This window comes from Sphingobium sp. FG125, from assembly GCF_057809795.1.
In genome coordinates this window covers 141,408-156,048 of sequence record NZ_JBMDKQ010000003.1, presented here as the reverse complement: position 1 = coordinate 156,048, position 14,641 = coordinate 141,408, and the positions used below count along the sequence as shown (strand labels likewise).

Genomic DNA, 14,641 nt, shown 5'->3' with positions numbered 1-14,641 from the left:
GTCTGACCACTCAATCGAAGCGCGAAATATTATTACCGAATCTCGTTCGTAAATGTCGCAATTACCGGGAAATATGCGAAGTTAAGCCCGGTAAATCCTATTCGCCCGCCAATGCGCCCACCACCGTCCCATCGCGCACATCCCGCCCGCTCCAGTCCCGCCCGTCATGCCGATACTCAACATGGCTGGCCCGGCGGAAGCCAGAACCATCCCAGACGATCACCTGTATCTCCATCTCGTCATGCCGCCGGACATGCAGCCAGTTGAAGCTTTGTGGTTCGGCGTTGCGCAGCCGGGTCGATGTCGCGGTGCCGGCCTGGATGATCAGCGCGCCACCCGCCCGTTCGACCATCTTGCGCGCGGCCTGCGCATAGGTGCGGTGGAAATGGCCCGCCAGCGCCAGATGCACCCCAGCCTCGCACGCTGCCTGCACGGCATCATCATGCTGGCCGACCGCCTCGCTCAGCTCCCCGCCCCGGCCGATCGGCATGGCGAACAGCGGATGATGGGTCACCAATATGCGCGTCTTGGCGCTGGCGACCGAGGCAAAGCATTCGCGCAGCATGTCCATCTGGTCATGGTTGATCCGCCCGTCCTTGATCGTCAGCGATCGCGCGGTGTTGAGGCCCAGGATCGCCACCTCGTCATCCTCATACCAGGGGCACAGGTCCTGACTGATATAGCGTTTGTAGCGGTCGAGCGGCGCGGCAAAGCGCCGCATCACATCATAGAGCGGAATGTCATGATTGCCGGGGATCACCAGCAGTTTCAGCCCCGCCGCGCGCAGCCGGTTGAGCCAGGCCGACGCCGCACGGAATTGCTCCACCCGCGCCCGCTGGGTCAGGTCGCCGCTGATGATGACAAGGTCGGGCCGTCGCTCCTCCAGCCAGGCGGTGGCAGCGTCGACGATCTTGGGATCATGCGCGCCGAAATGAATGTCGGACAGGTGAGCGATGCGGGCCATGGCTCGATAACGATCCGGCGCGAGATGGTTTCCCCCGGACCCGAACCGCCTCTCGCGTGTTGTTGTGCCATGGAAACGAAATCCCCCACCCGTCCGGCAACGCGCGCCCTGCCGCGTCAGGCCGCGCTGATCGTCAACGCCCATAGCCGCAAGGGCGAGGCGCTGTTTGCGCAGGCCAAGGAGAAGCTGGAGCAAGCGGGGATGGAGTTGCTGGCCGCTCATGCGATCAAAAACCCCGAACTGATGGAAGAAACCGTGGCGAAGGCGATTGCCGACGGCGCGCCGATGGTGATCGTGGGCGGTGGCGATGGCTCCATGTCCGGCACGGTCGATCAGCTGGTGGGCAAGGATTGCGTGTTCGCGGTCCTGCCGCTCGGCACCGCCAACAGTTTCGCGCGGACGCTGGGCCTGCCGCTCGATCTGGACGGCGCGGTCGCGACGATCGCCAACGGACGCCGCCGCCGGGTGGATCTGGGTATGATCGACAGGGATTATTTCGTCAACGCCGCCTCGCTTGGCCTCTCGCCGATGATCGGCCGGACGGTGCCGCACAAGCTCAAACGCTATCTGGGGCGGATCGGCTATCTGCTGTGGGCGGTCAAATGTTCGGTCGGCTTCCGCGCCTTCCGCCTGATCATCGACGATGGGCAGCAGGAAAGGCGCCTGTGGTCAACCGAGGTCCGCATCCTCAACGGTCCCTATCATGGCGGGGTCGAGCTGTCCGACCATGCCGATGTCGATACCGGCGAAATCGTGGTGCAGGCGGTCGTCGGGCGCAGCAAGCCGCGACTGGCATGGGACTGGTATGCCAAATTCTTCAAGCTGCGCGACCGTGATGCCCATACGGAGGAATTTCATGGCAAGGCCTTCACCATCACCACCCGCCCGCGCCAGCGCATATCCATCGACGGCGAAGTGCTTGCGAAAACCCCGGTGGTGGCGCGGATCGCGCCGGGCGCGATCGAGGTCGCGGTCCCGGCGGAGAGTCAACCATAGTTCCGTTCGCTTCGAGCGAAGTCGAGAAGCCGCTCTCAGGTGTCTCGACTTCGCTCGACACGAACGGCGGAAGGGACCAACCGTTCTGCGCCCTAAAGCGGCTTTTCGTACAGCTGATAGACTTTGTTGATCTTGCTGCCGATGGCTTCGGCAATCGCGTTCATGCCCTGATTATCGTCCAGCACCCAGCTGATCTCGCCCCGCGTCGCACCATATTGCGCCAGCGCTTCCAGCCGGATCGTCTCGATCATCATGAAGGCCAGCTGGCTCGCCAGCCGCGACGCCTGCAACCGTTGTAGCACGCCCATCAACGGCACCCGCATCGTCCGCACCTTTGGCTTGCGCAGCCACCAGAGCAGCTTGGCCCAGCCGAAGGGGAACAGCGCGCCATTGAGCGGCTTGATCGCTTCATTCAGGTCCGGCAGCGTCATCATGAAGGCGACCGGCTCGCCATCGACCTCCGCGATCATGATCAGATCCTCGAACACGATGGGTTTCAGCTTCTTGCCGGTATGCGCGATTTCCGAATCGGTGATCGGGACAAAGCCCCAGTTACGCCCCCAGGCATCGTTGAGGATATTGAGGATGATCGCCGCTTCGGCATCGAATTTCGACTTGTCGACCTTGCGGATGCGGATGCGGTCATTTTTGTGGCCCGACGCGATGATCCGCTGGATCAGCGGCGGGAAGCTTTGGGTGATGTCCAGTTCGAAGCAGTTGAGCGTCTTGACCGGCTGATAGCCCGCGCCCTCGACCATCGCCTGATAGGCCGGGCTGTCATGCCCCATCATGACCGTGGGGGGATGATCATGCCCGGCGACCAGCAGCCCCGGCTCCTCCCAGATCGACAGCGAGATCGGCCCGACCACGCGGGTCATGCCCTGTTCGCGCAGCCATTGCTCCGCGCGCGCGATCAGGGCCGCGCCGACCGCCGCATCCTCCGCCTCGAACAGGCCAAAATTGCCCGTTCCCGGTCCCATCCCCTGTTCGCGCGGCATCGCCAGCGCCAGTTCGTCATAATGGGCCGAAATGCGACCGACGATGCGGCCATTGCGGCGGGCGAGGAAATATTGCGCCTTGGCATGTTCGAAAAAGGGATTCTTGCCCGGCGTCAACAGCTCGTGCATTTCCGCCTTCAGCGGCGGCACCCAGTTGGGATCGTTGGCGTAGATCGACCAGGGCAGGTCGATAAAGGCCTTGAGGTCGCCCTTGCCCGAAACGGGGGTAATCACCAGATCGTTATGTGCCACGGCTGCCGCTTTCACCAAAAGAGGGGAGCAGTTCGCCGCTTGTTTGCGGATTGTCAATCACAGGCCGCCGCCAGCCCGCTATCGGGCAGAGAATGTCATCGTGCTGCCACGATATCAGCGCATTTGGAGATTAGGACGCCCGCCATGACTGTGCATGATCCCATCCTTGCCGCCGCTCAGCGGGCGCGCGCGACCATCCCTGACGATGTGGCGATGCTGCGCGCGGCGGCCGAACTGACCCGCGACCTGTCCACCGCCGATGCGCGTATTTACTGGCCCGATATGCTGGCGTCCGCGCTGATCGGCTGGGGTGCGCTGGCGGGTGCGATCCTGATCGACTATGTGCCGCTGGCCATCGCCTGCGGCATCGTGGCGATGCTGGCGCTGTATCGGGCGGCGAGCTTCATCCACGAACTCACCCATATTCGCGCCGGTGCGCTGCCCGGTTTCCGGGCGGGATGGAACCTGATCGTCGGCATCCCGCTGATGATCCCCTCCTTCCTCTATGAAGGCGTCCATACCCAGCATCATGCCCGCACCCGGTACGGCACGGCGGAGGACCCGGAATATCTGCCGCTGGCGCTGATGAAGCCCTGGTCGCTGCCGCTGTTCATCCTTATCGCCTCGCTGGCCCCGGTCGGCCTGATCCTGCGCTTTGGCGTGCTGACGCCGCTGTCGCTGATCATCCCGCCGCTGCGCGCGAAGGTGGTGGCGGAATTGTCGGCCCTGTCGATCAACCCGGCCTATCGCCGCCGCACACCCGAAGGCGCGTTCGCGCGGATGTGGGCGTGGCAGGAGGCAGGCGCGTCCCTGTTCGCGCTGGCGCTGGTCGGCAGTGTGTTTGCTTTCGGGTGGAAGCCGCTGCTGGTCTATATGGCGATCCATTCAGCGATGACCGTCATCAACCAGCTGCGCACATTGGTCGCGCATCTGTGGGAGAATGAGGGCGATCCGATGACGGTGACCGCGCAATATCTCGATTCGGTCAATGTGCCGCCGCCCGGCAGCCTGCCCGCTCTATGGGCGCCGGTCGGCCTGCGCTATCATGCTTTGCACCACCTGCTGCCCAGCGTGCCTTACCATAATCTGGCTGCCGCGCACCGCAAGCTGATCGCCACGCTGGACCCGCAATCGCCCTATCATCGCGGCAATTATCGCGGAATGCTGCCCCTGGTCGGCAAGATCGCGCGCAGCACGATGGCGGCGCGCTAGGGCGCGATGACTTTACCTTCTTCCGTTCGTTTCGAGCGAAGTCGAGAAACCGCGCGCTACCGTTTCTCGACTTCCCCCCAAACGAACGGAAGACGGGAGTGGCAACCCAAAGTTGTCGCAATCTAAGCTATTCCTCCGTCCTGAACAGCACGGTTTCGCCGACCAGCAGGAACAGGAAGAAGGGCGCCCAGGCCGCCAGAAAGGGCGGATAAGCGCCCAGGCTGCCCATCGCCAGCGAGAAATTGTCGGCGACGAAATAGGCAAAGCCCAGCGCCATGCCCATGACCGCGCGGACGAACAACTGGCCGGAGCGCGCAAGGCCAAAGGCCGCGACCGACCCCAGGATCGGCATCAGCAACGCCGAAAGCGGGCCGGACAGCTTGTGCCACAAATTGGCCTCCAGTTCCGCCGTGGGTCGCCCGGCATCATGCAGATCGGAAATCGCCGCCTGAAGCTGGCTGAAGGTCAGCGCGTCGGGATCTACCTTGGCCAGGGTGAACTGGTCGGGCCGAATGTCGCGGCCAAAGCGCACTGTGCCGACATCGGTGACCGTGCCGCGCGCCACGTCGAACTGGCGCGCATTTTCCAGCACCCAGCTCTTGTTCGCGGCGTCATAATGGCCGCGCGGTGCCTGGACGATGGTGGTCAGGCTGTTGTTGATGCGGTTGAAAATCTCGACCTTGCGCAACTGCACCTGTGTGCCGCGCCCCGCGACGATCGCGGCGTTGACCAGATTATTGCCATCGCGCACCCAGGGGTTGCTCTTGACCCCGCTGTCGCGCGGGATCGGGCCATAATCGACCGCCTGCCACGCGCTGAGCGCCGCAGTCGATCGCGCGACGATCCGTTCGTTGAAGGCATAGCTGATGATCGCAACCCCCAGCGCCGCTACGACAAGCGGCGCGAGTATCTGGTGCGCGGACAGGCCCGCCGCCTTCATAGAGATGATTTCGCTATTCTGGTTGAGCGTCGCCAGCATCACCAGCGTGCCAAGCAGCACCGAGAAAGGCAGGAAGCGCGCGATGATCTGCGGCACGCGCAGGCCAACATAATGCCATAATTGCGCGTCGCTATTGCCGGGATAGGCGAGGACGTCGCCCGACTGGCCCAGCAAATCGAGCGTCTGTAAAACGAGCACCAGCAGCGCCAGCACCGCCAGCGTCCGCGTCAGGAACAGGCGCACCATATACCAACTGATCTGGCGCGACGGGAAGAAATCAAGTTGCATGGCTTATGCGGCTCCTTCCGCCACGGGCGGGCGCCGCCGTCCCAGCCGCAACAGGCGCACGATCTGCTTGCCGATCTTGGCAAAGGCCACTTCCAGCGCGCCGATCGGCTGGCCGCCGGGGCGGTGCGCGATGACATGATACATCCAGAAGATCAGGCCCGACGTCAGCAGGAACGGTCCCCACAGCGCGATGATCGGATCGACCTTGCCCAGCGCGCCGACGCTTTCGCCATATTGGTTGATTTTGTGATAGGTGACGATGAAGATGATCGAAAGAAACACGCCCAGCGCCGATGTCGATCGCTTGGGCGGGATCGCAAAGGCCAGTGCCGCCAGCGGCAACAGCAGCATCATCACCACCTCCACCATGCGGAAATGGAAATTGGCGCGCACTTCATCGCGCAGCTTGTCCGGGGTAGCGGGATTGCGGCCGATCACCATCAGTTCGGGAATCGTCTTTTCCCGGTCGACATCGCGCCCCCGGAAATTTTCGATCTGCGGCAGGTCGATCGGCAGATCATGGCTGGAAAAAGACAGGATTCGCGGCGTCTTATATTTGGGCGCGTCATTGACCAGTACGCCATTGCGCAGGCGGAAGATGATCGTGTCGGGATCGTCCGTCGCCAGGAACATGCCCTGCGCCGCCGTGACCGCGACCGATTGCCCGTCCCGGCTGGTCGCCCGCACGAAAATCCCTTGCAAATTGCGCCCCTCGTCCAGGCTGCGTTCGATCCGCATCGTCATCCGCTTGCCCAGATTGGTGAACTCGCCAACCTTGATCGACGCCCCCAGCGCGCCCGACCGCAGCTCGAATCGCAGCGATTCATAAGCGTATCGCGACAGAGGCTGGATGAAGCCGACAATGCCAAAATTGACGAGCGCCATCGAGATCGCGAAAATATATGGAACACGCAGCAGGCGACCGTAGGACAAGCCCACCCCGCGCATCACGTCCAGTTCCGACGACAGCGCCAGTTTGCGAAACGCCAGCAATATGCCGAGCATCAAGCCAATGGGTATCGCCAACGACATATATTCCGGCAACATGTTAGCGAGCATTCGCCATACGACGTTAAGCGGCCCGCCTTGCGCTGCCACGAAATCGAACAGGCTGAGCATCTTGTCGAGCAGGAAAAGCATCGCGGCGATCACCAACGTGCCCAGCATGGGCACCGCGATCAGGCGGGCGAGATAACGGTCGGTGGCGGTCAGCATTCTCTAAGTCGTCGTCCCATCACCATGTTTTGGCCGCAAACCCATCCCATATCGGAATCAGGGAAAGTAGCGGGGCGAACAGGGGCTGTCCGTCCGACCCGGTCGGGCGGCTATAGCTTCCAGGAGTCTAATGGTCATGGTAAAAGTTGCAGTGGGTCTGATGTCGGTGGCAGCGATGGTCGCAGTCGTTCCGGCGATGGCCCATGGCCAGATAATCGCCAACGATCTCGAACGCTGCGCCAGCGGCGGGAACGGCCCGGCCGTGCTGGTCGATGTGCGCGGCTTTGCGGCGGCGACCGGCAAGGTGCGCGTTCAGTCCTACCCCGCCACCAAATCGGCGTGGCTGACGAAGGGCGAATGGCTCAATCGTATTGATACCCCGGTTCGCCCGGCGAACGGCGCGATGCGTTTTTGTGTACCGGTGCCGCAGGCGGGCAAATATGGCATCGCCGTGCGCCATGATCGCAATGGCAATGGCAAGACCGACATTTCCAGCGACGGCGGCGGTTTTTCCAACAACCCGTCGATCAGCATCTTTAACCTGGGCAAGCCGGGCGTTGAAAAGGCCGCTTTCTATGCCGGTCCCGGCGTGACGAAAATCACCATCACCCTCAAATATATGTGATCAAAAGCCATGGTCTGCGTCGCGCTCCTGTCCAATCCCAAGTCCACGGGCAACCGCCAGACCCTGCCGCGCGTGCGCAGCTATTGCGCCAGCAACCCGGACATCTTCCATTATGAAGTGGAGCATGTCGACCAGATCGGCCGCGCGCTCCAGACGATTGCCCGTGTCGATCCGGTCGTCATCGTCATCAATGGCGGCGACGGCACGGTGCAGGCGGCGCTGACCGAACTCTATCAGGGTGAGCATTTCAAGGGTCGGGTGCCGCCGATCGCGGTGCTGCCCAATGGCAAGACCAACCTGATCGCGCTCGACCTTGGCATCCATGGCGATCCGATCAAGGCGCTGGAGCGGATCGTGGCGCTGGCCAAGGCCGGCGTGGACGACCATGTCGTCGCGCGCGAACTGATCGCCTTGTCGGACGGCAAGGTCGGCAGCCGGCCAGTGCTGGGCATGTTTCTGGGTGGCGCGGGGCTGGCCGATTATATGCTCTATTGCCGCAACCAGATTTATCCGCTGGGCCTGTCCAATGGCCTTAGCCATTTCCTGACGGCGATGGCGGTGCTGGTATCGCTGATCTTCGGCATCCGCGCGAAATTCCTACCGCCGTCGAGCAAGCCGGTCAGCATTTCGCTGATCCGTGACGGGCAGTTGGCCGGGCGATTCTCCGTGCTGATCGTCACCACGCTGGAGCGGCTATTGCTGGGCGTCCAGCCGGGCGACAGCCGACGCGGCAATATGAAATTGATGGCGGTCGAACAGAATTTGCCCGCCCTGCTGCGCCTGGTATTCGCAAGCATCTTCAAGCGGGTGGGCAAGAGCCAGATGCAGGGCATCCATCTGGAACAGGGCGACACCATCCGCATCGAGGGCAACCATAGCAGCGTCATTCTGGACGGCGAACTGTTCGAAGCGTCGGAGGGCAAGCCGATCGTACTGCGCTCGACCCAGCCAGTGCCGTTCCTGCGACTGGCGGCTTAGGGCCATTGTCATCCATCCCTTCTCCCTTGGGGGGAGAAGGACACGAAGCCCTCTCCCTCAAGGGAGAGGGATAATCCCCCCTCACCCCCGCAATTCCACCCAGGTCGGCGCATGGTCGCTGGCCTTCTCTCTGCCGCGAAAGGCCTTGTCCACCTGCGCGTCGACCAGCCGGTCGGCGGCGGCGGGGCTTAGCAGCAGATGGTCGATGCGAAAGCCCGCGTCGCGGGGCCAGGCGTTCATCTGATAATCCCAATAGGTCCACACCCCCCCCGCAGGATGGCGGCTGCGCAGCGCGTCGGTCCAGCCATCGGCCAGCAGGCGGCGATAGGCGGCGCGGCTTTCCGGCTGCATCAGCGCGTCATTCGCCATCGCCTTGACCGAATAGACATCATCGTCGCGCGGGATGACATTATAGTCGCCCGCCAGGATCGCGGGCACTTCCTCCGCCCAGATTTCCGCCGCGCGGGCGCGCAGGCGCTTCATCCATCGCAGCTTGTAATCGAATTTGGGGCCGGGCTGCGGATTGCCGTTGGGCAGATAGATGCTGGCGACGCGCACGCCCTTCACATCGGCTTCCAGATAGCGGCTATGCTCATCCTCCGGCTCACCATCCAGACCGCGCCGCACCTCCACCGGGGTTTCGCCGCGCGCGAGGATGGCGACGCCATTAAAGCCCTTCTGGCCGTGCCAGATCACGCCATAACCGGCATCCTCGATGTCCTTGGCCGGGAAGGTTTCGTCCGATGTCTTGATTTCCTGCAGGCAGGCAATGTCGGGCCGCGTTTCGTCCAGCCACTCCAGCAGGCGCGGCAGGCGCGCCTTGGTGCCGTTGATGTTGAAGGTGGCGATGCGCATGGACGATTCTCCTCGCCCATGTCCCTAATGGGAAGATCAGCTTTTGGCTATCAGACCGAGAAGCTGGTGCCGCAACCACAGCCAGCGGTCGCATTGGGGTTGGTCACCTTGAACGCCGCGCCGCCAAGGTCGGAGACGAAATCCACCGCCGATCCGCGCACCAGGTCCAGGCTGACGTCATCCACCACCAACGTCACGCCATCGCGCTCGACCGACAGATCGTCCGCCTCGACCGCATCGGCCAGGCCGAAACGATATTGGAAGCCCGAACAGCCCCCCCCCTCCACCGCCAGCCGCAGGATAGCCGGCTTGCCCTGCTTGGCGGCGATCGCGGCGACACGGGCAGCGGCAGATGGGGTGAGATCAATATCGGTCATGGCATCCTAGATAGGGTCAAGCAAAAGGCCCGGCAACCCATGGGGTGCCGGGCCTTTTGCGAATGTCGATAAAAGCGCGATCAGTCGACGCTCTTTTCCTGTGCCTTGGTCGGGCCACCCATCGCGACCGGCGGCTTGCTGTTCATTGCCACCAGATAATCGGGACCGGCGACGAAGGGCAGCGGGTTGATCGCGGCGCCGTCGACACGGACTTCATAATGGAGGTGACTGCCGGTCGAGCGGCCGGTCGAGCCCATCAGGCCGATGATCTGGCCGCGCTTGACGAAGCTGTTGGCCGGTACGAGCAGCTTGGACATATGCCCATAGCGCGTTTCCATGCCGCTGCCGTGCGAAATTTGGACGAGGTTGCCATAGCCGCTGGCCCAGCCTGCACGGTTGACGATGCCGTCGGCGGTGGCGTGGATCGGGGTGCCGATGGGACCTGGAATATCGATCCCCTTGTGCATCCGTGCGCCGCCGTTGAAGGGGTCGGACCGGAGGCCGAAATTGGAGGTCAGCGACAGCCTTTCGACCGGGCGGCCCGACGGAATATAGGCCGCGGTCTTGGCATTGCCATCCAGGCGCTGGAGGCTGGAGAAAAGGTTGGAGAAACCGACATCCTGCGGCCCAAGGGCGCTGGTGTTGATTTCCGACGCATCGCCATAGGGATCGTCTGTTTCGGTCGCCTGGGCCGGGGCAGCGGCGCAGAGCGCGCCTGCAATGCCAAGCCCTGCAAAAATTTGTGTCGCCTTGACGGCAGAATGGAACAAACGCGCACCACGAGTATTGATCATATCAAGTTCAAACATGCCGACCCCGACTGTGTCACCGGAGGCTTATGCCCCTCGGCGCTTCCCGTGTTGTTTTTTGGCGACCTGGATCGCCCCCGCAGTTACGCAGACTGCAAATCGCCGGTCATGTTGCAAGCGCGGCGTAGAATTCCCGCGTTAAACCGGCCTGTCGACGCGCTGAGTCGTTGAACGGAGGCTTAACCGAACCACGAAAATGCCTTTTCACAAGCATTTGATAATGATTTGGGGCGGATAGGCCCAATCGGTTCGTCGCCATGAGGAACCATGTCGTCCCGGCGGCGACATGGCGAATCTCATCCGCCATGATGCGGCGCAAAAATTTGGCGGACGCAAAATCCCCTGCCCCCTCGAACCGTTCGACCGTCGCCGGGGTGATGTCGAGGGCGCGGGCCTCCAGCACCATCGGCACGATCGCCAGCCGGGCGAGGACGTCATGCGCGGTTTCCTCCGCCGCCTGCCACAGCCCGTCATGCGCGGGGAGCGCGCCATAATGGCTGCCGCACTGGCGCAACCGCCGGTCGAGCAGGGCGAAGTGCATTGCTTCTTCCGCGCCGACCTGCATCCATTGGTCGGTGAAGGCCGCGGGGAACTGATCCCCGAAGCGGCCGACCAGGTCGAACGCCAGGTCGATCGCGACAAATTCGATATGGGCGAGCGCGTGGAGCATCGCGATGCGCGACCGTTCCGACCCCATCTTGCCGCGCCGGGGCATTTGGCCCGGATGCAGCAATATCGGCGCGTCCGGGCGCGCTGGCTGGTCGGGCATCGCCACGTCGAAACGATGCGCCAGCCGGCCCAGCCGCCACGCCCGCGCCACCGCGCGCGCGGCCATCACCTTGGCATGAGGGTCGGCAGTCAGCAGGACATCGCGGCACGCCGCGCCGATGCTATCGGACAGGATCAAAGCGCCCTCGCCGCCTCCAACACCTCGGCGGCATGGCCCTTGACCTTCACCTTGGGCCAGACACGCGCGATGATGCCGTCCGCGCCGATCAGGAAGGTCGCCCGCTCGATCCCCATATATTTGCGGCCATAAAGCGACTTTTCCACCCAGGTGCCAAACGCTTCGCAGGCGTCGCCCGGTTCGTCCGACGCCAATATGACGGTGAGGCCATATTTGTCGGCAAATTTCTTGAGCTTGGCGGGCTTGTCCTTCGACACGCCGACGACCGGCACGCCGATCGCGGCAAAGTCGCTGGCCAGTTCGGTAAAATCCTTGGCCTCATTGGTGCAGCCGGGCGTATCCGCCTTGGGATAGAAATAGACCACCACCGGCTTGCCGCGATAGCGGGCCAGGGTGAAGTCCGCGCCATCACCATCCTTGAGCGCGACGTCGGGCGCGCTGTCGCCTTGTACCAGCATCAATTGTCCTCCTGATAGGGCGCGGCCAGCGCGACCCAGGCTTGGCCTATGCTTTGCCGCGCCTTGGCATAGCTTTCAAGCAGGCTGTCCCAATGGTCAGCCCCGCAAGCCCGTGCGACCAGCGGGCGGGTCGCTTCGGGCGGCTCGGTGGACGAAGGCGACACTAACCTGGACACAATCAAATAGCGTGTGATGAGGTCATGGGCGGCGATCAGGTCAGCGGGCAGATGACCGGCCTCGACCAGCATGGCCAGCGCCTTGCCAAGGTCGGGATCAAAGGCCATGCCGTAGCGGAATTGGGTGATGTGGATCAGAAATTCGAGGTCGACCAGACCGCCCGGCACCAGCTTGACGTCCATGTCGCTGGCGGGGGGCTTGTGGGTGGCAATGTCGCCGCGCATCTTGACCGCCTCCCGCGACAGGTCATTGATATTGCGGTATTTTTCCAGCGTTTCAGCCAGAATGGCGGCCAGCGCCGTGCGCGCTTGGGGCGATCCGAATATCGGTCGCGCCCGTGTCAGCGCCAGATGCTCCCAGGCCCAGGCCTCTTCGCGCTGATATTTGGCGAAACTGTCGAGACTGACCGCCAGCAAGCCCTGCGCGCCGGACGGGCGGAGCCGCGTATCGACCTCATAGAGCGGGCCGGATGCGGTATGCACCGACAGCGCGTTGACGATGCGCTGCGCCAGTCGGTTGAAATATTGGGTCGCGCCCAGCGGCTTGGGCCCATCGGATTCGGCGCGGAAATCGCCGGTGAACAGGAAGATGACGTCCAGATCCGACGCATGGGTCAGCACTCCGCCGCCCAGCCGCCCCAGTGCCAATATGACAATCTCTCCGCCCGGCACCTTGCCATGCGCTGCCTCAAACTCTGCCACTGTTCCTGCGGCCAGCGCCTCGATCGCCGCCTCCGCCACCCGGCCATAGCCACGCCCGGCCTCCAGCGGATCGCCGCCCCGGATGATCTGCGCGCCCAGCGCGAAGCGGCGGTCGCCCACCCGCTGGCGCACCCGGTCGAGCAGCGCCTGATAATCCTCGCCCGGCTCCAGTGCAGCCAGTTGCGCCGCCAGCACGTCCACCGGTGGCGGCGGGTCGAAGGCGGTGGCGTCGATCAGCCCGTCGATCAGCTCCGCCCGCCGCGCCAGCGCATCGGCCAGCGTCGGCGCATGGCTCAATATCTCCGCCAGCAGCGCGACCAGCGCAGGGCGCGCGGCGAGCAGCTTGAAGAAGTTGATCGCGCTGGGCAGCCGCCCAATCATGTCATCGAGTCGGTTGAGCGCGCGCGACGGATCGGGCGCGGTCGCCAGCGCGCGCATCAGGCCGGGGAGCAGGCTTTCCAGCGCCTCGCGCGAAGGACCGCTGCGCAGCGCGCGCACCTTGCCGCCACGCCAGTGGGCGATCCGCGCCAGCGCGGTTTGCGGATCGGCAAAGCCCATCTCGGCCAGTTGCGCCGCCAGCAGCGCCTCATCCTGCGACAGCGAGGCATCGTCCTTTTCCGGGCTGAGCCGGTCATAATTGCGCCCGACCCATTCGACCTGGGGCCGCAACAGGTCGAGCAGCGCGTCGCCATCGGCCAGACCGTGCAGCCGCGCGACATTGTCCATGGCTGCCGTTGATTTGGGCAGTTCATGGGTCTGCAAATCCTCGACCATCTGAAGCCGATGTTCGATCGTGCGGAACAGGACATAGGCATCGTCCAGCTGCGCCGCGACGTCAGGCTCGATCACGCCTGCCTGTGCCAGCGCGACCAGCGCCTGCCTTGTATTGCCCGATCGCAGCGCCGGATCGCGCCCGCCATGGATCAGCTGATGCACCTGTGCGAAAAATTCGACCTCGCGAATGCCGCCGCGCCCGCGTTTCAGATCATAACCCGGCCCGAACGCCTGGCCCTGCGCATAATGGTCGCGAATCCGTCGGCTGATATCGACGATCGCGTCGATCGCGCTGAAATCCAGATGCCGTCGCCAGACGAAGGGACGAATCTGGCGCAGAAAATACTCGCCCAGCGCGATGTCGCCTGCCGCCGCGCGGGAACGAATGAAAGCGGCCTGCTCCCACCCCAGCGCAGTCGATTCATAATAGCCGATCGCCGCCTCCACCGGCAGCGCGATCGGCGTGGCTTCGGGCGAAGGGCGCAGGCGCAGATCGACGCGGAACACATAGCCATCGCCATCCGGAGCCATCAGCAATTCGCTCATCCGCCGCCCGATTCGGACGGCGGCATCAGCCGGATCTTCGCGCGGCCCATGCGGCAGGGTGGCCGGATCATAGAGCAGGATCGGGTCGATATCCGACGAATAGTTGAGTTCGCGGCTGCCATGCTTGCCCAGCGCCAGCACGACAAAGCCCTTATGTTCGGCATCGGGATAGCGTTCGGCCATGGCGGCGGCTAGCGCCTCCTCCACCGCGGTATCGGCAAAATCGGACAGGGTGCGCGTCACCCGATCCAGCCCCCAGGCCCCCGACAGGTCAGCCGCCGCCGTCACCAGCGCGATCCCCGTGCGCCGTCGCCGCAGCGACCGGGCAACGCCATCCTCCGGCCTGCCCAGCGCCTGCGCGACGGCCAGCGCCGCGTCCATATTGCCGGTCGCCAGCGCATCCGCGACCTGCGGATAGCGATCCAGCGCGCGTGTCAGGAAGGGCGAATGGCCGCGTATCCGTGCCTGCGTTTCGGGCCAGTCCGTCACCATCGTCTCTCCCCTTGCGGCGGGCGTGCTGTGGCGCGCTATCGCTTGGGCTTGCGACGAACGCCAGAAACTTTTGTGCG

At 63.8% G+C, this 14,641-nt stretch carries 14 protein-coding genes; 4 read left to right on the top strand and 10 right to left on the bottom strand.

Annotation, left to right across the window (positions count from 1 at the left end):
* Positions 1–97 precede the first annotated feature (97 nt).
* Positions 98–964: a metallophosphoesterase family protein gene (locus ACODSR_RS03985; protein WP_489073910.1), complete on the bottom strand. Its 867-nt coding sequence runs from the start codon at positions 962–964 to the stop codon at positions 98–100.
* A 69-nt stretch (positions 965–1,033) separates the two neighbouring features.
* On the opposite strand from ACODSR_RS03985, the gene ACODSR_RS03980 reads away from it, so the two are divergent.
* The gene (locus ACODSR_RS03980) at positions 1,034–1,960 is read left to right on the top strand and encodes a diacylglycerol/lipid kinase family protein (protein WP_489073908.1); all 927 of its coding nucleotides are present in this window, start codon (positions 1,034–1,036) and stop codon (positions 1,958–1,960) included.
* A 92-nt stretch (positions 1,961–2,052) separates the two neighbouring features.
* Here the strand turns inward: ACODSR_RS03980 and ACODSR_RS03975 are convergent, their stop codons facing one another.
* Positions 2,053–3,210: a GNAT family N-acetyltransferase gene (locus ACODSR_RS03975; protein WP_489073906.1), complete on the bottom strand. Its 1,158-nt coding sequence runs from the start codon at positions 3,208–3,210 to the stop codon at positions 2,053–2,055.
* Positions 3,211–3,354: 144 nt separating this feature from the next.
* Between ACODSR_RS03975 and ACODSR_RS03970 the strand changes: the two genes are divergently transcribed.
* On the top strand, positions 3,355–4,422 hold the full coding sequence (locus tag ACODSR_RS03970; RefSeq protein WP_489073904.1) for a fatty acid desaturase family protein: 1,068 nt from the start codon (positions 3,355–3,357) through the stop codon (positions 4,420–4,422).
* Positions 4,423–4,549: 127 nt separating this feature from the next.
* Here the strand turns inward: ACODSR_RS03970 and lptG are convergent, their stop codons facing one another.
* Both lptG and lptF read right to left on the bottom strand, forming a co-directional pair.
* On the bottom strand, positions 4,550–5,650 hold the full coding sequence (gene lptG / locus ACODSR_RS03965; RefSeq protein ID WP_489073902.1) for an LPS export ABC transporter permease LptG: 1,101 nt from the start codon (positions 5,648–5,650) through the stop codon (positions 4,550–4,552).
* Positions 5,651–5,653: 3 nt separating this feature from the next.
* On the bottom strand, positions 5,654–6,865 hold the full coding sequence (gene lptF / locus ACODSR_RS03960; RefSeq protein ID WP_489073900.1) for an LPS export ABC transporter permease LptF: 1,212 nt from the start codon (positions 6,863–6,865) through the stop codon (positions 5,654–5,656).
* 130 nt (positions 6,866–6,995) lie between these two features.
* Here lptF and ACODSR_RS03955 point away from each other — a divergent pair, with 130 nt between their 5' ends.
* Positions 6,996–7,490, top strand: coding sequence for a DUF2141 domain-containing protein (locus ACODSR_RS03955; RefSeq protein WP_489073898.1), 495 nt, complete (start codon positions 6,996–6,998; stop codon positions 7,488–7,490).
* Between the two features lie 9 nt (positions 7,491–7,499).
* Positions 7,500–8,468: a diacylglycerol/lipid kinase family protein gene (locus ACODSR_RS03950; RefSeq protein ID WP_489073896.1), complete on the top strand. Its 969-nt coding sequence runs from the start codon at positions 7,500–7,502 to the stop codon at positions 8,466–8,468.
* Positions 8,469–8,549: 81 nt separating this feature from the next.
* Here ACODSR_RS03950 and xth read toward each other — a convergent pair whose 3' ends face one another.
* The 6 genes from xth to ACODSR_RS03920 all read right to left on the bottom strand — a co-directional run bounded on the left by xth (position 8,550) and on the right by ACODSR_RS03920 (position 14,564).
* The gene (xth, locus tag ACODSR_RS03945; protein ID WP_006963430.1) at positions 8,550–9,323 is read right to left on the bottom strand and encodes an exodeoxyribonuclease III; all 774 of its coding nucleotides are present in this window, start codon (positions 9,321–9,323) and stop codon (positions 8,550–8,552) included.
* A gap of 50 nt (positions 9,324–9,373) precedes the next feature.
* Positions 9,374–9,700, bottom strand: coding sequence for an iron-sulfur cluster insertion protein ErpA (gene erpA / locus ACODSR_RS03940; protein WP_006963429.1), 327 nt, complete (start codon positions 9,698–9,700; stop codon positions 9,374–9,376).
* An 80-nt stretch (positions 9,701–9,780) separates the two neighbouring features.
* On the bottom strand, positions 9,781–10,509 hold the full coding sequence (locus tag ACODSR_RS03935) for a M23 family metallopeptidase (RefSeq protein WP_489073894.1): 729 nt from the start codon (positions 10,507–10,509) through the stop codon (positions 9,781–9,783).
* 106 nt (positions 10,510–10,615) lie between these two features.
* Entirely contained in the window at positions 10,616–11,416 is an 801-nt protein-coding gene (locus ACODSR_RS03930) for a ferritin-like domain-containing protein (RefSeq protein ID WP_489073892.1), read from the bottom strand.
* The gene (bcp, locus tag ACODSR_RS03925; protein ID WP_489073890.1) at positions 11,413–11,874 is read right to left on the bottom strand and encodes a thioredoxin-dependent thiol peroxidase; all 462 of its coding nucleotides are present in this window, start codon (positions 11,872–11,874) and stop codon (positions 11,413–11,415) included. Before bcp ends, ACODSR_RS03930 begins: the two co-directional genes overlap by 4 nt.
* The gene (locus tag ACODSR_RS03920; RefSeq protein ID WP_489073888.1) at positions 11,874–14,564 is read right to left on the bottom strand and encodes a bifunctional [glutamine synthetase] adenylyltransferase/[glutamine synthetase]-adenylyl-L-tyrosine phosphorylase; all 2,691 of its coding nucleotides are present in this window, start codon (positions 14,562–14,564) and stop codon (positions 11,874–11,876) included. The genes bcp and ACODSR_RS03920 overlap by 1 nt, the downstream gene beginning before the upstream one ends.
* Between the last annotated feature and the right edge of the window lie 77 nt (positions 14,565–14,641).